Here is a 20145-nt window from a genome sequence, read left to right on the forward strand (position 1 = left end):
ATGAAAAAACAGCTTCAATAAACAGAAAAACAAGCATCTATTTTTAAATTCAAAGTTCAAATTTAAAGGGTTTAGAACATTTGAATTCAAAAGTATTAACAGCAAAACCCAAAAAGTTATCCACTTTGAATTTAAATTAACTTGAGGGTGTTTTTTGAATTTAAAACTTTAAATTTAAACTTTTGATTGCTCGAAGTGAAAATAACGACTGTGGATAAGTTTTGACTCACCAATCCAAAATCCAAATTGTGGATAAAAATAAACACTTAAGCGAGTTTTGATGGGATTGAGTGGAATTTTAAATTTAAATCTAAGGTTGCTAAAATAATGATGTTTTTGAATTCAAATTTGTGTGAAAGTTTTGAATTTAAAAAATGATAAGTTTACTGGGGTGTGGATAACTATATTTAAATTCAAAACAGTGAACTGGGAATTATGAATTTAAAATCAAACAATGAATTCAAAATTTACGTTTTTACATCTGTCATTTTATTCACAGACTGCTATGGTATTCACATAATTTAAATTTAAAACTATTTTGTGGATATTATGCGTCATTTAACTTTGATTTGTGGATCTGTTTTGTTGGCAGCATCGCATGCCAATGCTGAATTAATCATTAACGGTCAGGCTGTGTCTAGCTCACCAATCACAACAACACCGAATACAAGCTATACACCCAATTCTAATTTTCAAAGCTGTATTGCAAATTTACGTTCGCAAGCGATCAGTTCAGGTGTTAGTGGCACAACATTTGATCGTTATACGCAAAATCTAACGCCTGATTATTCGGTCATCAGTAAACTGGATTATCAACCTGAGTTTTCAACACCGATTTGGGATTATCTTTCAGGTTTGGTCGATGAAGAGCGGGTAGAGAAAGGCCGTCAAATGCTGGCTCAGCATCGTGAAGTTTTAAACCGTGTCTCAGCGGCGTACGGTGTTCCAGCAGAAACGGTTGTTGCTGTTTGGGGTGTGGAAAGTAATTTTGGTGACATTTCAGGAAAATATCCTTTATTGCAAGCGTTGGGAACTTTAAGTTGTGAAGGGCGTCGACAAAGTTATTTTCGAGGTGAATTCTTTGCCACAATGCGTATTTTACAGCGAGGTGATTTACGCGAAGAACAGTTAAAAGGTTCATGGGCAGGGGCATTTGGTCATACTCAATTTATGCCTTCAACGTATGAAGAGTTGGCCGTAGATTTTGATGGTGATGGTCGACGTGACTTGGTTTCAAGTACTTCGGATGCTTTGGCATCAACAGCAAATTTTTTGAAAAAACGTGGCTGGCAAACGGGAATGCCGTGGGGCTTTGAAGTAAAAATTCCAGCTGGTGCCTCTGTAGGTGGAGAAAGTCGTCGTAATAAAAAATCGTTGAGCACTTGGGTAGATCGTGGTTTTACTCGTGTTGACGGTACTCCAATCATTCAAGGCAATTTATCGGAGGGCTCTCAGGCTGGTTTAATGATGCCTGCGGGTGCAAATGGTCCAGCATTCTTGGTGTTTAAAAACTTTGATGCAATTTATTCGTACAATGCTGCGGAAAGTTATGCACTGGCAATTGCACATTTGTCTGATCGTTTACAAGGCAAGGGCGGTTTTCAAACCGCATGGCCAACTGACGATGCAGGAACATCTCGTACAGAACGCCGAGAAATTCAAAATTACTTATTGAAAAAAGGCTATGCGATTGGCGATGCAGATGGTTTGATTGGCGATAAAACGCGTCAGGCTATTCAGCAAGAGCAAGTGAAGTTAGGGTTGAGCCCAACAGGTCGAGCAGGGCAACAGATTTTAAAAGCTTTTAGAAATGAAGCGGCAAAGAATATGATGCAATAAACGTTTGATCTCATTTAAAAGGTCTGCATAAGCAGACCTTTTTTATGTGGATTATTCAATTGCGAAAGGGTCAATTTTGACTGCTTCTAAGACATCTAAAATGACAGCGGTAACATCCTGCGTATGATCACGATCATTAAAGATTTCATAGGCTGTAATGGTCACATCGGTATCGCTAGGTAACTGTTTTTGTTCTTCTTCAATTAAATGTTGAATTGGCAATAAGGTCTGTTTAATTTCAAGGTGTAGAACGTCTTTAAACTCGACATTGTCGTCTTCTAGTTCAATAATTTGTTCGTTGAAATAAGGCAGCAGAATTGAATGGAGATAAGGTTGAAGTTCAGTAATATCAAAAATTTCAATATCACGAGTTTGCTCAATCGTGCTGATATGATCATTTACTTCTAAAATAATATGATAATAGCTCACAGTCATCTCCTCAATTTATTGCTTCAGGGATTCACAATAACATGATTTTGCATAAAACAGATTTAAATACATAAATAAATTATGGATTTAAAATTGATAATCATCGCTAAATTTTGCTTATCGTTGTCTTGAGTTTAGCATGGCTAAATCCGCTGTGGTTAATCTAAAATTTTTCAAATCTTGTTCTTTCATCATTGGGTACATGAGTGCTTTAGGATCATTATTGTGTGCTAAGCCCAAAGCATGCCCAAGTTCATGTGCAATCGTGACACGTAAATCTTCGTCTGAAGCAAATTCATAGATATTAATGGTTTTACCATCGAATACGCCTTTATCAAATTGGCGTGGTTGGAAACGGCTATTAAAGTGATCCACAGATTGATTGTATTGTTGATTAACAGCGTTGAGCTGTCCAACTTGACGGTTTAATTCATAGACTTTTTGATTATAAATATCTAACTGTTGTTTGAGTTGGTTCTGCTCGATGATCAGTTGATTTTTCTGCTGATCTAACTGCAATCTCGCTGAGGCATCTAAATTTTGATGGGATTGATTAAGGGTGTTGATCAACTGATTATACTGGTCAACATTACTTTGATAATTGGTTTTTTGCAGATCCAATTCATCATTGGTACGATCTAATTCAGCGTGAAGTTGCTGAATTTTTTGTTTTTCACTTTGTGTATATTGTTGAGTATTTTGCAAAATACGCAACTCTTGGTTTCTGGCGCTAGATTCCGCTTGGCGTTCATCATAAATTAAGTTAATCGTCAGTTTGGCATGATCATCATAAACAAAGAGACTTTTCATGGTTCCTAAATGCCAAATATCGGTAGCTTGTTGTGCCAAATTTTGTACTTGCTGTTTACTGACATGAAAACGCGGATCTATTTCGCCAATACGATAACGTAAACGGGTATCTAAAGGATGCGTGATACGATCAATGGCAGAATTATGATTCAATTGCGGATACATCATGCGTTGTATCGCAAAATAAGCAGTAAAGGCAATTACACAGAGTAGAATCCAAAAACGCATGATTGATTTAAAAATAATTGTTGTAGTGGATAATTTATCTGAAAATATAAGAATCGCAAATGCTTAAGCTAGTAAAGCTTGCGTGATCAATACAAATATTGATTTCAATTGATGATGTTTTTAGCAGTCAGCTTTAGGTGGAAAGCAGTAATATGAATGGAACGCTGATTTTAGGCTGGATTTCTCTAATCCTTGGTATCGCTTTTTTGATAAGGGCTTTCTACAGTCTATTTCTTATATTTCGATCACGTTTAGTGCTGGACTTAGCCTTAAATCAAAAAATTAAAAATTTTAAAATCAGCAAAAAGGGTGGCTATGCAATTTGGCAAGAGGGTCCATTATTTAAACTTGCACCTATGCTATTGATTCATCCACAAATCACCAACACAGATCTTCAGCAGATTGTGAAGCTATCACCAAGTATTGCAAGAGCAAGTAAAAATGGTTTTTCTCGTGCTTCAATGCTAATGTTTTATTGTGAGTTGGATGTTGGACACTATTGTTTAGAGGTACTCGATGGTTCGTCATTAAATCCTATCGAAGATAAAATTTCTCAGGCGATCACCGATCATTTATCCATTCAAAAACAACCTGACAGTCTATACAATTTACAGATACGTGAAAGCCTGAGCAAAAAGCAAAGAATCATCATGATCATTTGCATATTTGCAGGATTATTTTTGTTGATGAAAGGATTATTTACCATCATAACGCTGAGTTTGGGCATCGCGATGGAAGGTTCATTCACATAATCAGTTGATTTAAACGTTAAACAGGACTTGGATATCAATAAATAAGAGAATAAAAGCAAAAACACTGAGTAATCGATTCATCCAAACAGATCTTTTTAAATAGTCAGGGCTGATATATAAAGCTTTGAATTGTAAAGGATGCAACATGATATAGCTGATTTTCTGTTTAAATACTGGAGTGACGGATTGTTGTTGTTGCTTTAAAACCACTTGGCGCAGAATAAAAGCATTTAGCCACCAGAGTATAAACAGAATGAGTAAAATAATGCTGATACTCAATGTCAAACGAATCCAAACATTCTGTTCAAAATAGGCAATTTCAGTATAGAAATGGCTCATCAGTACAATACTGACCAGTAACATGGTGCGATAAAAAGTTTGCCGTGTAAATTCAAGGTGCAGAGGATGATTGAGCTTTTGTTTATCCGCTTTACTCACGATTTTCCCTGCAAAAAATGCAAAACCATGACATAGAATTTCTAAAAAGAGATATAAGCCAATGCTGATGGCAAGCGTTTTATACATGATTAATCGTGTTCAAAAATAGGTCGATATAGTGATGGAGTCACTAAAATCATCAATAGAATTCCAGAACAAACAAAGGCCAGATCGTTAAAAATAGCTGCATAACTGGTCATGTAAATCCAGTGCATAAAGGGCATAAAATAAATCAGAAATATTGGGAAAAATGTATAGAGATAAGCTTTTCTTGCCCATTCTTTTTTTAAACATAAACCAAAAGTGATGATGAGGATGATTAAACCTGCAATCGACATCACTCCCAATTCCCAAGCTTGTGGGTCTTGGTAAAGTGTTTTATCCAGAAGTTCTAACTCGGGTTCAGTACTGTATATATCGATGACTGCTGCAATGATAGGCAATATAAATTGCGCTATGATCAAGCTGTAATACACAGTATTGGATACAGCAGGAGAGTTTTTCATCATTTGACTCATTATTATTGTGATAATTAAGATAAAAGATTTAGTGAAGATTGGCAATTGATCAATAAGAAAAACCACTCAATGACTTGAGTGATTTTTCGAGCTTTTTTATAGCACAATATCACTGACGAAATGTTGCACCACTTCAGTTAAATCTTTGGAAAGATAGTTTTGTGTATAGGGCTGTTTAAAATGCGCATGGTAAGCCTGTTCCGAGTCGAAGCGTTCCCAAAGTAGTAAACGGGTTGGCTGTTGTTGGCATTGATGCAGTTGAAATAAGCTACATCCCGGTTCTTGTTGAAGAGTGAGCTTACATAATGCTTGTAGGGCTTCACGGGTTTCTAAGATTCTGTCTTTATCTTTAATTTTTAATTCTGCGGTGATGTAAAAACCTGAACTTAACATTGTCTACTCCTAACTCAAATCGTGAGTCAAAAATATTAACTGCTCGAGTTCACTCTAGCTCAAGCATTTTTTGTGCATATACTTCAATTTTATAGTCGACAATGCTTTGTTCTTGCTTGAGTCTTTGAATTTCTTGTTTTAATTGAACGGAATGGGCAATAAGAAGATCTTGTCTTTGTTTTAAGGTTTGCTCTCCTTGTAGTCGAAATTGGGCAAAATCTTGCATTTTTTCTAAAGGCATGCCTGTTGATTTTAAGCGTTTTACCCATTCAAGCCATTCCAGATCAAGTTTGGTATATACACGTCGCCCAGATTGATTACGATGGATATTTTTCAGCAAGCCTATTTGTTCATAATAACGCAGGGTATGGATAGAGAGCCCAGTTTTTTTAGAGATATCAGAGATAAACAAAAGTGACTCCATAGCTTTACGGATAAAAATAGATCATATAAAAAAACCGCCCAATCTCTTGAGCGGTTTTTTAAGATTAAAGTGACAAATTATTTTTTGTCATCTTTAACTTCAGTGAATTCTGCATCTACAACGCCATCATCAGCTTTTTGCTGTTGTTGGCCTGCATCACCACCGAATTGGTTAGGATCGAAGCCTTCAGCGCCGCCTTGACCTTGAGCTGCTTCATAAGCACGTTGAGTGATCGGCATAATGATGTTTTGTAAAGCTTCAGTTTTAGCTTTAATTGCATCAACATCATTTTCTTTTGCAGTCACTTCTAACTCAGAAACTGCTGCTTCAATTGCAGTTTTTTCATCAGCAGTGACTTGTTCGCCAAGATCTTTCACAGCTTTATTTGCAGAAGCAACTAAAGCATCAGCTTCGTTACGTGCTTTTGCAAGCTCTTCAAACTTACGATCTTCTTCAGCATTTGCTTCAGCATCTTTGATCATTGCTTCGATTTCAGCATCAGACAAACCAGAGTTTGCTTTGATCTGGATCGATTGTTCTTTACCAGTGCTCTTGTCTTTTGCTGATACTTTTAAGATACCATCAGCATTGATGTCGAACGATACTTCAATTTGTGGCACACCACGTGGCGCAGGTGGAATGTCGCCTAATTGGAAGTTACCCAACAATTTGTTTTGTTGAGCCATTTTACGTTCACCTTGGTAAACTGAAATATCTACCGCTGGTTGGTTATCTGCTGCTGTAGAGAACACTTGAGATTTCTTCGCAGGAATCGTGGTGTTTTTCTCAATAATAGCAGTTAATACGCCACCCATGGTTTCGATACCAAGTGTTAATGGTGTTACGTCAAGTAAAAGTACGTCAGTTTTGTCACCAGACAATACCGCACCTTGAATTGCCGCACCAATCGCAACAGCTTCATCCGGGTTCACATCTTTACGAGGTTCTTTACCGAAGAACTCTTGTACTTTCTGTTGAACCATTGGCATACGTGATTGACCACCAACCAAGATCACGTCAGAGATGTCAGAAGTCGAAAGACCTGCATCTTTAAGTGCGATACGGCAAGGCTCAATTGTACGCGCAACTAAATCAGCAACTAAACCTTCTAGTTTGGCACGTGTTACATTCATCACTAAGTGTTTAGGACCAGTTGCATCCGCAGTGATGTATGGCAAGTTAATTTCAGTCGAATTAGATGAAGAAAGCTCAATTTTAGCTTTTTCAGCTGCTTCTTTTAAACGTTGTAATGCAAGTGGATCTTGTTTCAAGTTGAAGTTTTGCTCTTTCTTGAACTCTTCAACCAAATAGTCGATCAATGCATTATCAAAGTCTTCACCACCAAGGAATGTATCACCATTGGTTGACAATACTTCGATTTGTTGGTCGCCATCTAAGTCAGCGATTTCAATGATTGATACGTCAAATGTACCACCACCTAAGTCATATACAGCAACTTTACGGTCGCCTTCTTTTTTGTCCATACCGAACGCAAGTGCAGCAGCAGTTGGTTCGTTAATGATACGTTTAACTTCTAGACCAGCAATACGACCAGCATCTTTTGTTGCTTGACGTTGTGCATCATTGAAGTAAGCAGGAACTGTAATAACAGCTTCTGTTACTGTTTCACCTAAATAATCTTCCGCAGTTTTTTTCATTTTTTTCAAAATTTCTGCAGAGATCTGTTGCGGCGCAAGTTTTTTGTCGTTTACTTCAACCCAAGCATCACCATTATCAGCTTTGATGATTTTGAATGGTGCAATACCGATATCTTTTTGTACTGCTTGGTCTTGATACTTACGACCAATTAAACGCTTGATTGCGAATAATGTATTCTTAGGGTTAGTCACTGCTTGACGTTTAGCAGATTGACCCACAAGAATTTCGCCATCTTTATATGCAACGATAGAAGGTGTTGTACGGGTACCTTCAGCATTTTCAATCACTTTAACTTTATCGCCTTCAAGTACAGCAACACATGAATTCGTTGTACCTAAGTCAATACCAATAATTTTAGCCATAAATCAAATTCCTCTAAATTCTTTTGAATCCCTGATTTCCTCTTTTTGCAAAGGGGAGTTAAAAGGGATTTTCTTGTTATCCGATATGAGAGCCATTCAAAAATTTTCAAGTCATGATTTGTGAAAATTCATGAAAATATTTTTAAAAAGCTCTTATTTATTACGCTTATTGACCAACCATCACCATTGCAGGGCGAAGTAGTCGACCATTTAAGGTGTAGCCTTTTTGCAAAACTGTGCCAATTTGGTTGGCTTGTGCATTTGGATCGATCCCGACAGCTTGATGTAAGTCAGCATTAAAACCATTGGTTGTGTCTGCTTCAACAACACCGAATTTTTCTAAAGTGGTGAGAAGTGATTTCAATGTCAGTTTTACGCCTTCGAGTACAGGTGTTTCTTCATCACCACCCGCAAGAATTGCACGTTCAAGGTTGTCGACAGAATTTAATAATTCTTTCGCAAACTTTTCTAACACGATGTCTTTATGCTTTTCAGCATCACGTTGAATACGTTCTACACTTTTTTGTGCTTCATAAACTGCATTTGCAGTACGTGCTTTTTCGAGTTTTAAGCTCTCTTCAAGATGACTGATTTGAGCCTGTAAAGCTTCAACGGTAACTTCAACCTGTTCATTTTCAGCCTGAGTTTGCTGTTCGGCTTGCTCGTTTTGAATATCTTGGGCTTCTTGATTCTGCTCAGTTGCCATTGATTTACTCCGTTTAAATGGGTTCTTAAACATGTACAGTCCTTATCGGCAGCAGTTTTGCACTGTGTTCATTTTTGAACTGCCATGATCGTTTAATTCATTAATGAATAAGAAATGTGGGCGAGCCGCTAAAATTCAAGCAGTTTTAGACATTATTTAATGAAATTCAGTGAAAAAAGCGGATCTAAGAGAGAAATCTTAAAATTTAAAGATATTTTTGTTGGAATAATCATCAAATCAATGATTATTTTTTAGATTAAAAATTTAAATTTATGAGGAATTGATGCGGTTATTGCTTAAAAATGATGAGTAAATTCAAAAATTAAAATTGAATGAATAGATCAAAATACTTAACTCACATGTAAAACCGATTAAACTTATTGAAAATAAGGCTTTGCGAAAAAGCAATAATTTAATTATCATGCTTCATAGATTCTATGGCTGTAGTTTCTTTTTTTAGTTTGAACAATGTTTTTTTTAGTTTGAACAATGTTTTCATCGCTTATCCAATCTTCTTGGGTAAGCTTTTTTTTATCTTGTAAAAACCATTAACAATGTAAGTAATGCGAAACTTTTATGGTAAAAGTATATCTTTTATTAGATAGACTTTTGCCTAATCGCATTCAATCCCATCAAAAAATCCAGCGAAATGAAACAAGTATAATGAAAAATAAAATCGGTCAATCTAAATCATTGATTTAATAAACTTTGCATAACTTATACGGCAATACCTTAAAAGTCTAACCAAGCTTCAACGAAGTTTGCAGAAAAAATAGCAATCATAGTCAGCACGACAACGCAGTCCTGTGTTGCCGTTTTTTGATAGAGTGATAAAGGAATTTATGATGAAAAAATCAGGTCTTATTTTTATGCTATTGGCTGGTGTTGCGGTCATGAGTACGGCGTGTACATCAAGTGAAACAACACAAGCACCTGAAACGACCCAATCAGCACCAATGAGTTCTGCAGATCAACAACAATCGGCACAAACTTCGACGGTAGATCCGACTCAACAAGGTACTGCTGTTGAGGGTGATGCGACGATTCAGCAATCACAACCTGCTCAAGCAACCAATGACCCAAGTTTAGTTGAACAACCCTCAGCTCAGTAAATTTTAAAATAAAAAATCAGGCAATTTATGGATGCCTCCATTGCCTGATTTTTTATCAATAACTTTTGAAGAGATGTTATTCACCCGCCAAAGAACATTCAAAATTGGTTCGATCTACAGTACAACGTGCCCGTTTAAGCACTGACATCATGGTCGGATCGTAAATACCTTGTCGGGTTAAATCCATACGTCCATCTCGTAACAGCTTTTGATATTTTTCAGTATCTACTTTACTTAAATTCAAACGATATTTAGCAGGAATGCCTTCTTCTAAACGTTTGACCATACTGAATTGACGCGGAAGTTGCTTGATAAACCAGGTTCTAGAATCATTGCCAAAAGTAGCTGGGAATTTTTGAGATCTAAACACCAGATCAGCAGTAACATTAAGCACTGGAAAATTGATCAATGCACCTTTAGAGCCAAGCCCTTTTTCCATTTCTAAAGGTTTAAATGCATAGGCTGGTGCTCCCACCATTGGTACTTCACCTGTATTAAACTTCTTAATAAAATTGGAAATATCGGATGGAATAGGAATTGCTCCAACACGTTCAACCATTGCAATCTGTGCTTTGTCATACGCCAATACCGCAAATTTTTTACCTTTACCTTTTTCAATGGTATTGATGGCTCGATCATTCACAAAGATATAGGCAGGGCCAATTTGACCGATTCCACCAATTTCTATTTCTTCATTGTCTATCTTGGTTTTTAAGCGTTTTACATTACGTTTATCCAAGACAAAGGTAATCGCTTTGAGCGCAATGGCATTGGTTGGAACACCACCCAACGCATCAATAGATCCTGCGAATTTATTGTATTGGCGTGCACGCATTGTGGTGATATAGGCAGCATCACATTTACCATTTTTAAAATCTTTATCGGCAAGCTCTTCATTTTGGTAAGCAATGAGCTGGACATCGGTATTCCATGTTTTTGCAGCGAGTGCCCACTCTTCCATCATTTTATAGGATTCACCAGCTTTCCCTAATAAATCAAAAACACAGATTTCTTGTTTTGCTTGAGAGGTGCTTGATATTCCTAATAATACGATTGTAGTAAGGGCAAGAAATTCCTTTTTCATGTTATATCCTTATACTTAAAACGCGTTTTATTTATACTAAATATAGTAATTTTATTTGAATAAAAATAGAGTTTTTACTCTATTTCCGATGAATAAACCATTGAATAGCTTACTTAATGTGATTTATTTATCTTAATAAAATATTATTGTGATGTTATTTTGATATTGTTGTGATTGTTGGTGTGGGTTTAGTGGCTCCATTAAAATCTTGTTAATTTTGATCGATCTAGAAAAATAAAATAGATTTCAAGTTTTGTTAATCAATAAAACATATAAGTAAATCTAAAAAACGTATTTTTAATAATATACAAAAAAAACGTACCATGAGGCTGATTCCCATCTCTTTTTATTTATTCTAGTCCATACATTGATCATGAAATTTCAGCAACTGATTTTGCTTTGCTCAGCTATAAGTTTATATAGCTATAGTGGTTTGGCAAATGCTCGCCCTATCGTCATTGGTTATCAAACCAACATAGAACCTGCAAAAGTTGCACAGGCTGATGGTGTGTATGACAAAGTGATTGGGGAAAAACTGGATTGGCGCTTATTTAATAGTGGTGCAGAGGTTTTAACTGCATTGGCTTCTGGTTCTGTAGATATCGCACTGATTGGTTCAAGTCCGTTAGGGGCAGCTGTTGCCAATAATTTGCCCATAGAGGTGTTTTTAATTTCTACCGATCTGAAAAGTGCGGAAGCCTTAGTGGTGAGAAATGGCTCAGGAATTAATAGTCCTCAGGACTTGATTGGGAAAAAGGTGGCCACGCCATTTGCTTCGACTTCCCATTACAGTTTATTGGGGGCTTTGCAGCATTGGAATATTAAAACCAATCAAATACGGTTGTTGAACCTAAAACCAGCTGAAATTAATGCAGCATGGCGCAGAGGCGATATAGATGCAGCTTTTGTCTGGTCACCTGCACTTGCCAATATTAAGAAAACCGGCAAGGTCATCACAGATGCAGGGCAGGTTGGGCAATGGGGATCTCCTACATTTGAAGTTTGGGTAGCACGTAAAGATTTTGCACAGAAGCATCCTGAAGTCTTAGCAAAGTTTTCAACAGTAACACTGAACTATTACCAGTCTTATAACCAGAATAAAAGTCGTTGGACTGCCAACTCGGCTGAAGTGCAAAAAATTGCCAAAATTACCGGCGTAGATGCTCAAGATGTGCCAGCGCTTCTTGCTGGCGCCGCCTATCCAGATCGTCAGGCGCAATTAAGCACTCAATACCTTGGTGGGCGGACCACACAAAATATTGTCAACTCAGTGAACTTTTTAAAAGCACAAGGTCTGGTGAGAAAGGTTTCTCCAAATTATCAACAGTTTATTAACACACGTTTTATTCAAACATCGAAATAGAGATCGGAAGTATTCATCATGGCTGTATTGACTGTAGAACATGTACAAGCACAGTATCCGGGTGCTGAACAACCGGTTTTGAAAGATGTGTCATTTCAACTGGGTTCTGAGCAACTGATGGTTGCATTAGGTGCTTCAGGCAGTGGTAAAACAACCTTATTAAATCTGATTGCTGGATTTACTCAGCCACAAGCAGGCACTTTAAAACTGGATGGTGAAGCAATCGTTGCACCTAGCCGAGACCGTGGTGTGGTGTTCCAAGATGATGTTTTATTGCCTTGGCAAAATGTAGAAGACAATATTGCTTTTGGTTTAGAGCTTGCAGGGGTTGATAAAAAAACACGTCAAAACCGTGCACAAGCATTACTCAAATTGGTGAATTTAGAAGGCTTTGGTCAACGCCATATCTGGGAACTTTCAGGCGGGCAACGTCAACGGGTTGGTTTAGCGCGTGCTTTGGCTTCTGACCCTAAAATATTATTGATGGATGAACCTTTTGGTGCTTTGGATGCGTTTATTCGTGAACAAATGCAGTGCTTATTATTAGATGTTTGGAAGAGTACGTCCAAACCTACTTTCTTAATTACCCATGACATTGAAGAAGCTGTTTTTCTGGCTACAGATCTGATTATTCTTGCACCAAATCCTGGGCGAATTGTGGAAAAGCTGGAGTTGGATTTTGCTAAACGCTATGCCAATGGCGAGCCAGCACGAAGTATTAAATCAGATCCCAAGTTTATTGAAATGCGAGAGCATGTGTTGAGTTGTGTATTCATTCAAAATAATCAGGATCAATACCATGTTGCTCAGAGCGACCAAGCTCAAGTGGAAAAGGTGGAGTAATGACAGCACAATTAGACCCTAAATTGATCCCTCGTACAGTTGAATCTCAGACTGTGGCCGTGACGGTTCCACGTGAAGTCAATATTACTTTGATCAGTAGTATCACGATCATTACTTTGATTGCAATTTGGTGGCTGGTCACCACTTTAGGCTGGATTGATGCTTTATTCTTACCATCACCAACCGCCGTGTTGCAGCGTTTCAATGATTTGTTCAGCAATGGCTATATGAGTATTAGCTTGTGGAGTCATATTGGCGCAAGTTTGGGTCGTATCGGCACGGCGTTGATTGCTGCGGTTATCACTGCGATTCCAGTGGGGATTGCGATTGGTCGCAATAAAATTGTGCGGGGTATTTTAGATCCCATCATTGAGTTTTATCGTCCGATTCCACCACTGGCGTATTTACCCTTGATTGTAATTTGGTGTGGTATTGGTGAATTGTCCAAGGTGCTACTGATTTATCTGGCAATTTTTGCACCGATTGTTATCGCAACAGCAACTGGTGTCCGCTCAGTCGACCAAGCCAAAATTCGTGCTGCACAGTCTTTGGGTGCAAGCCCAATGCAAATTATTAAACATGTGGTTTTACCCAGCTCTTTACCGAGCATTTTAACTGGTATCCGTATTGGTCTTGGGGTGGGATGGTCGACTTTGGTGGCAGCAGAGTTGGTTGGTGCTTCTGAAGGTTTGGGCTTTATGGTGCAATCATCTTCACAGCTTTTGGCTACAGATGTGGTGATTGTCGGGATTTTAATTATCGCTGTGATTGCCTTTATTCTGGAAATTGGTTTACGTCGTTTGCAAAAGAAATTAGTCCCTTGGGATAAGCAATCTCAGTAAGTTATTTTTCGCTACATTTTTCGATAGCATATCGCCATATTTAGTTTTAACGTTTTAATGATGCATTGCCTTTAATACATCGTGAGATGATCGAGGAAGAAATGAACGCTGTTGTTTCAAATATTTTTAAAGTTACCCCATTAAATCCAACGATTGGTGCGCTGATTGAAGGTGTGAATTTCAATCAGCCTTTAACACCTGAACAAAAGGCTTTGATTGAAGCAGCTTTATTGAAACATCAGGTGATCTTTTTCAGAAATCAGCCGATGACTGCACAGCAACATGCAGCTTTGGCGCATCAATTTGGTCAGTTACACATCCACCCAATTTACCCCAATATTCCAGAACAACCAGAAATCATGGTTTTAGATACGGAATTAAATGATTTAAGGGATAATGCACTGTGGCATACCGATGTGACTTTTCTTGAAACACCAGCAATGGGCGCAATTTTAAGTGCAAAAAAAGTCCCTGCATGGGGTGGAGATACGCTTTGGTCAAGTGGAACAGCGGCGTTTGAAGCATTATCCAAACCGATGCAAGCGATGTTGTCTGGTTTAACTGCAACACATGATATTGCGCGTTCATTTCCAGTAGATCGTTTTGGTGGTGATCCTGCTGAATTAGAAAAGCTAGAACAGGCTAAGAAAAAACATCCTCCGATTAGCCATCCTGTGATTCGTACTCATCCTGTCACAGGTCGTAAAGCTTTATTTGTGAGTGAGGGTTTTACCACACGAATTAATGAACTCGAAGCCAAAGAAAGCGATGCTGTCTTGAAAATGTTGTTTGAACATATTCAGAAACCAGAGTTTGTAGTGCGTTGGTCATGGCAGGCCAATGATGTGGCATTTTGGGATAATCGTTGTACCTTCCACTATGCTGTTGATGATTACCGTCCTCAGCACCGTGTTATGAATCGAGCCACTTTGATGGGTGATAAACCTTTTTATCAAGCAGATTAAGGTTTAACTTGTTATAAAAACCAATCAAATTTGATTGGTTTTTTATTTTTGAAACAACTGAATTTGAATACAACTTTTTGAAACTTCAATATTTAAAAAATACATTAAAGAAAAAATCATAAAATGAGCTGTTGGTAAAAGTATCGGTATGCTGTGTTTGTCGGTGTTCACAAAACAATTTGAATATTCAAGCTCTGATGAAACCTTGTTGCTGAGCAATAATGTTTAATTATTCATCAAAATTAAACAAATGATCAACATACTAGGCCATAAATATTTATTGCTTGTTGGAAATATCATGTTGATTAATAATAAAAAGCAAATCATTTTGCTGAGTGTACTGTCTACGCTGTTGGTTGCTTGTAATGATGATAATGATCATTCAAATACTGAAAAACCAGTAGAGGCAAAAGCTTTAGAACTGAATATCTTGCATATTAATGACCATCATTCACATTTAGATGAAGAAAGCATTAAATTTAAAAGCAATGTGGGGACAGGGGATGAAGAGTTTAGTGTTGCAAGTGGTGGATTTGCACGTGTTGCAAGCTTAATTAACCAACTTGCAGTAGAAAAGAAAAATGCTTTAAAAATACATGCTGGTGATGCGATCACTGGCGATTTGTACTATAACTTAACGGATGGTAAAGCAGACGCAGATGCAATGAACACCGTTTGTTTTGATACATTTACGCCTGGTAACCATGAGTTTGATTCTAAAGATGATGGATTAAAGAAATTTATTGGTTTCTTGGATCAAAGTTCTTGTAAAGACAAAACCCAAATTTTAACGGCCAATGTCAGTTTTGGTGCATCTTCACCGTTGTATAAAACCAATCGCATTTTGAAGTCACAAGTGTTTGAAAAAGAGGGGGTTAAATTTGCAATCATTGGTTTAACGGTTGCTAAGAAAACCAAAAACTCTTCTCAACCGAATGCTGATACATTGTTTGCAGATGAAATTGAAACAGCACAAAAAGAAATAAATCAATATAAAGCACAAGGTATTAAAAATATTATTCTTCAAACCCATGTGGGATATGACTTAGACCAACAGCTGGCAAAATCACTTACCGATGTTGATGTGATTATTGGGGGTGATTCACATACCTTGTTGGGCCCTGACAGTCTTAAAAAATATGGCATGACACCTGAAGGTGCTTATCCAACACAGCTGAGAAACAAAGATGGTCAATTGGTCTGCGTCGCGCAAGCTTGGCAGTACAGTTATATCGTGGGCGATTTAAATGTGAAGTTTGACAAAAACGGGAATGTCGAAAGCTGTAGTGGAACACCACATGTACTCATTGGAAATAACTTTACCCGTACCGCCAAAGACGCAAAAGCAGTCACCGAAACTGAAAAACAAGCAATTCTGACGCAATTTAAAACAGATCAGGCCCCATTTACTGTTGTAATGCCACTACAAAAGACTTTGGATGTTTTAAAACCGTATAAGGAACAAAAGAAAAAATTTGCTCAGGAAATCGTAGGTCAAGCCACAGATAATCTCTGTTCACGTCGAGTCCCTGGTACACAACGGGATGTAAATCGTTCAACACTCGGCGATATCTGTAATAAGAATACCCATGTCGATCAACATGGTGGAGATATTCAACAAATCATTGCTGAAGCGTTTTTACAACAAGGAAAGACCTTCTTTGGCGCTGATATCTCATTCCAAAATGGTGGTGGTGTCCGTGAAGATGTTGCTTTAGGGGATGTGACAGTTGGTAAAATTTATAATGTCTTACCGTTCAAGAATACATTGTTGCGTTTAGATCTGACGGGTGCTGAAGTTAAAGCCACCTTAGAGGATGCAATAGATGGTGTGATTGCCCAGAATAATACGGGTAGCTACCCATATACTGGTGGTATGCGTTGGAATGTTGACTTTACCAAAGACAAAGGCCAGCGTCTTAACCAAATACAAGTACGTAATGCATCTGGGCAATATGAAAATCTAGATCTCAATAAGACTTACAAAGCGATCACGATTGATTTTCTTGCCAATGGTGGTGACTACTATACTACCCTGAAAACCATTACTGGTGAGCGCCGTGTGAATGTTGGCTTAGACTATGCTGAGGCTTTCCTCAAATATGCCCAAGGTTTGGCTGGTCAGACAGGTCAAAAGAAAATTAATAAATTAGCAACGGCTGAATACAGTACCCAGCTATTTATCGATAAAGCAAAATAAACTGAAACAAACAATCAAAATCCCGCTTCGGCGGGATTTTTTTCGTTGGGTCGTTAATGAAAACTGACAAAATCCTATGTTGGTGATGAATAAATAATTGCAAAAAACCATGCTTAACTTTAAAATGAGCCAAAATTTAGCCACGATGGCTTAAATAATCACAATGACAAACCTAATTTTCTTTTCACTTGCCTCAATTTGATCTTGTAACGTTGCCTTTTGACAAGATTGTTTACAACCACTGACTGGTTGCAGGATAACCATAATATCTTGATTGAACCCATCGTTTTAAGCAGGGTGCTTAAAATGTGATTTGAATCAGCTGTTAAATTCAATATTCGGGAGAAAAATCATGTTGTTTAACGTATTTCTCATTTTGGGCTTTAAATAGACCCTATACATTTTTAATCGTTTAAATTAAACGAAAATAAACCTTATTTTAAAGAATATACATGTTCTGAGGGATGACTTTGCTTGCAGAAAATGCAAATTGGAAAAAGTTTAGCCTTCGGCATGAAAAGAAAAAAGTGAATATATGAACGAATATATTAATCAACCTTTTGCACAAAATATGCATCAGGTTGACGTAGAGGATTTTGCTGAAATTTCTCCGATTGTAAAACTTTGGGCTTTTCGATTTTTGGTCGAGTTAGGTGGTGCAAAAGAATTTATTTCTGATCATTGCTTTAGTCATCAATGGATTGCAAAAAAGTTAGGTTTTTCTGAAGCATTACTTGCAGATAAGTTCGATGAGCAAGCTGCTTATAAGGAACTCAACCATTTGCATAAAAATAGCCAACAGCAAAATTTATTAGATAATTTTCAGTTCAATGCTGAGTTGCAATATAACCTAAAGTTAATACAGCAATTACTGGATTTAAATGCTGTTGAAAGCACGATTTTAGGCTTTATCGTGATGTTAAACAGTGAACAACTTTTAGATGATATTGCGGATACCATCGGTGAATTGACTGCGTCTAAAACCATACGTGCTTTGGCTGTAGTTTTAGATTTGCCTTATGAAGCAATTCGTCAGGCTTTGTCTGTACAAGGGCGTTTACATCGCAGTGGCTTAATCAGTGTTCAACAACACTATCGTAATTATTTACGTGGCAAATTGAATCTGGTGTCAAACCAATTGGCCGATAAGTTATTGGTGAAAACCAATGATGTTATGGATCTGTTTGTTGGAACCATTAATAAAAGTCAGCCTGCTGAATTAACCTTAGGGGATTATCCTCATTTACACACTGAATTGACTTTACTCCTAGCTTATTTAAAGCAAGTCAAAATGAGTAAGCAACAGGGTGTAAATATCTTCCTTTATGGCAGTTCAGGCACAGGAAAGACACAACTGTGTAAGAGCCTTGCAGATGAAATGGCGGTGCAACTTTTTGAAATCTCCTGTGAAGATGAAGATGGTGATGCAATTTCAGCCACAGGGCGTTTATGTGCGTATCGTGCAGCACAATGCATTTTCGACAGTCAATCTGCTTTATTGATGTTTGATGAAGTCGAGGATGTGTTTAATGACACCGAAAATGGTGTGGGGATGAAAAGCACTGCGCAAAGTCGTAAGGCTTGGGTCAATCGTATTTTAGAGCAAAATCGTACACCAACGATTTGGGTGTCTAATTCCGATCAGCTTGATCCTGCGTTTATACGCCGTTTTGATATGGTGCTTGAAATTAAAGTGCCACCTAAAAAGCAACGCAGAAGCTTTATCGAGCAACATTGTGGTCAAGAACTTAATCCTTTGTATCAGGAAGCCTTGGCCAATGTTGAACAATTATCTCCAGCAATTTTACGCCGTAGTTATCGTGTTGCCAAAGCGGCTCAAATGCACAATGAGCATTTAGTGATACAGGAAAGCATGACCAAATTGGTTTCCAATACCTTAAAAGCACAGGGTTACCAAGGTATTAAATTGCAAGATAGTAATGCTTTGCCCAAGTTCTATGATTTGAACTATATCAACTGTAAGGTGAATCTTGCGGAGATCGCATCAGGTATCCAGCAACATGGTTTTGGCCGTTTATGTTTATACGGAGCATCAGGAACAGGTAAAACTGCATTTGCACGATGGTTATCTGAAACCATCAATCGACCTTTACTGATTAAGCGTGGTTCAGACTTAATTTCTGCTTGGGTTGGTGAAACAGAACAGAACCTTGCTAAAGCGTTTCATGAAGCCGAAGACTTACAGGCAATTTTATTGCTGGATGAAGTAGATGGTTTATTACAAGATCGCCGCCAAGCAACCCGCTCTTGGGAAGTTTCGCAGGTAAATGAGTTTTTGGTTCAAATGGAAAGCTTTAATGGCATCGTGGTGGCGACAACCAATCGCTTTGATGAACTTGATCAAGCTGCGTTACGCCGTTTCGATTTTAAAATGCATTTTGATTTTTTAAATTATGCACAGCGTTTGGCTTTATTGGAAAATGTCTGTACACAACTCAAACTTGATGTTCATGAAGCTGATATAAAAGTAAAACTGCAATCTTTAGATCGTTTAAGTGCTGGAGACTTTGCGGTGATTGTACGACAGTCCTGTTTTCATCCTTTTGAAAATGTGGGTTCTATTCTGCAGCATTTAACAGATGAAATGACTGTAAAATATAAAAGTGCACAAAGTATAGGATTTACCGCATCAAATTGATGCGGTTTTTCTTTTTGAATCCTAATTCAGTTGAATAATGCTCAGATTTTGTGATTCGAGAGTGGAAAACAAAGCATAAAAATAACTTTAATATGAAAAAAATAATGAAAAATGCTTAAAAAATAGATAAAAAGCATAAAAAAACACTGATTTTGAGGAAAAAACGCACATCCGATAAAAAAGTTTAAAAAAAGGGGTTGTGTTGGATTGGGAATGCTGTAGAATGCACATCCATCGGCGGTGATGTTAAATAAAACTTCTGATAAATCAGGCACTTGATTAAGTTGTTAAGATTTCGAATTGAGATTTTAAGATGAGATTAGAGTTGGGTTTGTTAGAAAAAATAATTAACATTATTGATTGACTTTTTAGAGATAGAGAGTAGTATAGCCGACCTAGCTTGATGCTGACGAAGCATTGAGAAGATCATTAAGAGAATATGAAGAACAACTTGTGTGGATTTTTACTGATTGATTGATCGAAATATTATCATTGATTGATTGGTTTAAATTACTCGAA

Annotated in this window: 18 protein-coding genes; 9 read left to right on the forward strand and 9 right to left on the reverse strand. The window is 37.4% G+C overall.

Annotated elements, in window-relative coordinates:
• Window positions 1-549: 549 nt before the first annotated feature.
• Window positions 550-1839, forward strand: a complete 1290-nt coding sequence (locus CQZ96_RS13710) for a lytic murein transglycosylase (protein WP_105714715.1) — start codon at window positions 550-552, stop codon at window positions 1837-1839.
• 51 nt (window positions 1840-1890) lie between these two features.
• On the opposite strand, the gene CQZ96_RS13715 is transcribed toward CQZ96_RS13710, so the two are convergent.
• Both CQZ96_RS13715 and CQZ96_RS13720 read right to left on the reverse strand, forming a co-directional pair.
• Window positions 1891-2274 carry a hypothetical protein gene (locus CQZ96_RS13715; RefSeq protein ID WP_154130490.1) on the reverse strand — a complete coding sequence of 128 codons (384 nt, stop codon included), beginning with the start codon at window positions 2272-2274 and terminating at the stop codon, window positions 1891-1893.
• Between the two features lie 111 nt (window positions 2275-2385).
• Complete coding sequence (locus CQZ96_RS13720; protein ID WP_105714716.1) at window positions 2386-3306, reverse strand: matrixin family metalloprotease; 921 nt, start codon at window positions 3304-3306, stop codon at window positions 2386-2388.
• Window positions 3307-3458: 152 nt separating this feature from the next.
• Between CQZ96_RS13720 and CQZ96_RS13725 the strand changes: the two genes are divergently transcribed.
• Window positions 3459-4058: a hypothetical protein gene (locus tag CQZ96_RS13725; protein WP_004719002.1), complete on the forward strand. Its 600-nt coding sequence runs from the start codon at window positions 3459-3461 to the stop codon at window positions 4056-4058.
• Between the two features lie 9 nt (window positions 4059-4067).
• Here the strand turns inward: CQZ96_RS13725 and CQZ96_RS13730 are convergent, their stop codons facing one another.
• From CQZ96_RS13730 to grpE, 6 genes are all read right to left on the reverse strand, one after another.
• Window positions 4068-4583, reverse strand: coding sequence for a hypothetical protein (locus tag CQZ96_RS13730; RefSeq protein ID WP_105714717.1), 516 nt, complete (start codon window positions 4581-4583; stop codon window positions 4068-4070).
• A gap of 2 nt (window positions 4584-4585) precedes the next feature.
• Window positions 4586-5002, reverse strand: a complete 417-nt coding sequence (locus CQZ96_RS13735) for a hypothetical protein (protein ID WP_004719005.1) — start codon at window positions 5000-5002, stop codon at window positions 4586-4588.
• Window positions 5003-5110: 108 nt separating this feature from the next.
• Complete coding sequence (locus CQZ96_RS13740) at window positions 5111-5407, reverse strand: putative quinol monooxygenase (protein ID WP_105714718.1); 297 nt, start codon at window positions 5405-5407, stop codon at window positions 5111-5113.
• 49 nt (window positions 5408-5456) lie between these two features.
• Window positions 5457-5819 (reverse strand): MerR family transcriptional regulator, encoded by a 363-nt coding sequence (locus tag CQZ96_RS13745; protein WP_105714719.1) that lies wholly within the window; start codon window positions 5817-5819, stop codon window positions 5457-5459.
• 89 nt (window positions 5820-5908) lie between these two features.
• Window positions 5909-7852, reverse strand: a complete 1944-nt coding sequence (dnaK, locus tag CQZ96_RS13750; protein WP_004719012.1) for a molecular chaperone DnaK — start codon at window positions 7850-7852, stop codon at window positions 5909-5911.
• Window positions 7853-8018: 166 nt separating this feature from the next.
• The gene (gene grpE / locus CQZ96_RS13755; RefSeq protein WP_004719014.1) at window positions 8019-8558 is read right to left on the reverse strand and encodes a nucleotide exchange factor GrpE; all 540 of its coding nucleotides are present in this window, start codon (window positions 8556-8558) and stop codon (window positions 8019-8021) included.
• Between the two features lie 845 nt (window positions 8559-9403).
• Between grpE and CQZ96_RS13760 the strand changes: the two genes are divergently transcribed.
• Window positions 9404-9670, forward strand: coding sequence for a hypothetical protein (locus tag CQZ96_RS13760; protein ID WP_004719017.1), 267 nt, complete (start codon window positions 9404-9406; stop codon window positions 9668-9670).
• A gap of 76 nt (window positions 9671-9746) precedes the next feature.
• Here CQZ96_RS13760 and CQZ96_RS13765 read toward each other — a convergent pair whose 3' ends face one another.
• Window positions 9747-10754: a putative solute-binding protein gene (locus CQZ96_RS13765; protein WP_105714720.1), complete on the reverse strand. Its 1008-nt coding sequence runs from the start codon at window positions 10752-10754 to the stop codon at window positions 9747-9749.
• A 373-nt stretch (window positions 10755-11127) separates the two neighbouring features.
• On the opposite strand from CQZ96_RS13765, the gene tauA reads away from it, so the two are divergent.
• The 6 genes from tauA to CQZ96_RS13795 all read left to right on the forward strand — a co-directional run bounded on the left by tauA (window position 11128) and on the right by CQZ96_RS13795 (window position 19626).
• On the forward strand, window positions 11128-12117 hold the full coding sequence (gene tauA / locus CQZ96_RS13770; RefSeq protein ID WP_056515465.1) for a taurine ABC transporter substrate-binding protein: 990 nt from the start codon (window positions 11128-11130) through the stop codon (window positions 12115-12117).
• 18 nt (window positions 12118-12135) lie between these two features.
• Window positions 12136-12960, forward strand: a complete 825-nt coding sequence (gene tauB / locus CQZ96_RS13775; RefSeq protein WP_105714721.1) for a taurine ABC transporter ATP-binding subunit — start codon at window positions 12136-12138, stop codon at window positions 12958-12960.
• Window positions 12960-13802, forward strand: a complete 843-nt coding sequence (tauC, locus tag CQZ96_RS13780) for a taurine ABC transporter permease TauC (protein WP_105714722.1) — start codon at window positions 12960-12962, stop codon at window positions 13800-13802. Before tauB ends, tauC begins: the two co-directional genes overlap by 1 nt.
• 101 nt (window positions 13803-13903) lie before the next feature.
• Window positions 13904-14767, forward strand: a complete 864-nt coding sequence (gene tauD / locus CQZ96_RS13785) for a taurine dioxygenase (RefSeq protein ID WP_105714723.1) — start codon at window positions 13904-13906, stop codon at window positions 14765-14767.
• A 298-nt stretch (window positions 14768-15065) separates the two neighbouring features.
• Window positions 15066-16967 carry a 5'-nucleotidase C-terminal domain-containing protein gene (locus CQZ96_RS13790; RefSeq protein WP_105714724.1) on the forward strand — a complete coding sequence of 634 codons (1902 nt, stop codon included), beginning with the start codon at window positions 15066-15068 and terminating at the stop codon, window positions 16965-16967.
• A gap of 535 nt (window positions 16968-17502) precedes the next feature.
• Window positions 17503-19626, forward strand: coding sequence for an AAA family ATPase (locus CQZ96_RS13795; RefSeq protein ID WP_105714725.1), 2124 nt, complete (start codon window positions 17503-17505; stop codon window positions 19624-19626).
• Window positions 19627-20145: the final 519 nt, after the last annotated feature.

It is taken from the genome of Acinetobacter sp. MYb10 (assembly GCF_002980175.2).
In the GTDB taxonomy this organism is placed as follows: domain Bacteria; phylum Pseudomonadota; class Gammaproteobacteria; order Pseudomonadales; family Moraxellaceae; genus Acinetobacter; species Acinetobacter guillouiae.

Bases quoted from the DNA above. Each gene is read 5' to 3' on its own strand.
- CQZ96_RS13710 (WP_105714715.1), top strand. From the start codon at position 550: ATGCGTCATTTAACTTTGATTTGTGGATCTGTTTTGTTGGCAGCATCG.
- CQZ96_RS13715 (WP_154130490.1), bottom strand. From the start codon at position 2,274: ATGACTGTGAGCTATTATCATATTATTTTAGAAGTAAATGATCATATC.
- CQZ96_RS13720 (WP_105714716.1), bottom strand. From the start codon at position 3,306: ATGCGTTTTTGGATTCTACTCTGTGTAATTGCCTTTACTGCTTATTTT.
- CQZ96_RS13725 (WP_004719002.1), top strand. From the start codon at position 3,459: ATGAATGGAACGCTGATTTTAGGCTGGATTTCTCTAATCCTTGGTATC.
- CQZ96_RS13730 (WP_105714717.1), bottom strand. From the start codon at position 4,583: ATGTATAAAACGCTTGCCATCAGCATTGGCTTATATCTCTTTTTAGAA.
- CQZ96_RS13735 (WP_004719005.1), bottom strand. From the start codon at position 5,002: ATGAAAAACTCTCCTGCTGTATCCAATACTGTGTATTACAGCTTGATC.
- CQZ96_RS13740 (WP_105714718.1), bottom strand. From the start codon at position 5,407: ATGTTAAGTTCAGGTTTTTACATCACCGCAGAATTAAAAATTAAAGAT.
- dnaK (WP_004719012.1), bottom strand. From the start codon at position 7,852: ATGGCTAAAATTATTGGTATTGACTTAGGTACAACGAATTCATGTGTT.
- grpE (WP_004719014.1), bottom strand. From the start codon at position 8,558: ATGGCAACTGAGCAGAATCAAGAAGCCCAAGATATTCAAAACGAGCAA.
- CQZ96_RS13760 (WP_004719017.1), top strand. From the start codon at position 9,404: ATGAAAAAATCAGGTCTTATTTTTATGCTATTGGCTGGTGTTGCGGTC.
- CQZ96_RS13765 (WP_105714720.1), bottom strand. From the start codon at position 10,754: ATGAAAAAGGAATTTCTTGCCCTTACTACAATCGTATTATTAGGAATA.
- tauA (WP_056515465.1), top strand. From the start codon at position 11,128: ATGAAATTTCAGCAACTGATTTTGCTTTGCTCAGCTATAAGTTTATAT.
- tauB (WP_105714721.1), top strand. From the start codon at position 12,136: ATGGCTGTATTGACTGTAGAACATGTACAAGCACAGTATCCGGGTGCT.
- tauC (WP_105714722.1), top strand. From the start codon at position 12,960: ATGACAGCACAATTAGACCCTAAATTGATCCCTCGTACAGTTGAATCT.
- tauD (WP_105714723.1), top strand. From the start codon at position 13,904: ATGAACGCTGTTGTTTCAAATATTTTTAAAGTTACCCCATTAAATCCA.
- CQZ96_RS13790 (WP_105714724.1), top strand. From the start codon at position 15,066: ATGTTGATTAATAATAAAAAGCAAATCATTTTGCTGAGTGTACTGTCT.
- CQZ96_RS13795 (WP_105714725.1), top strand. From the start codon at position 17,503: ATGAACGAATATATTAATCAACCTTTTGCACAAAATATGCATCAGGTT.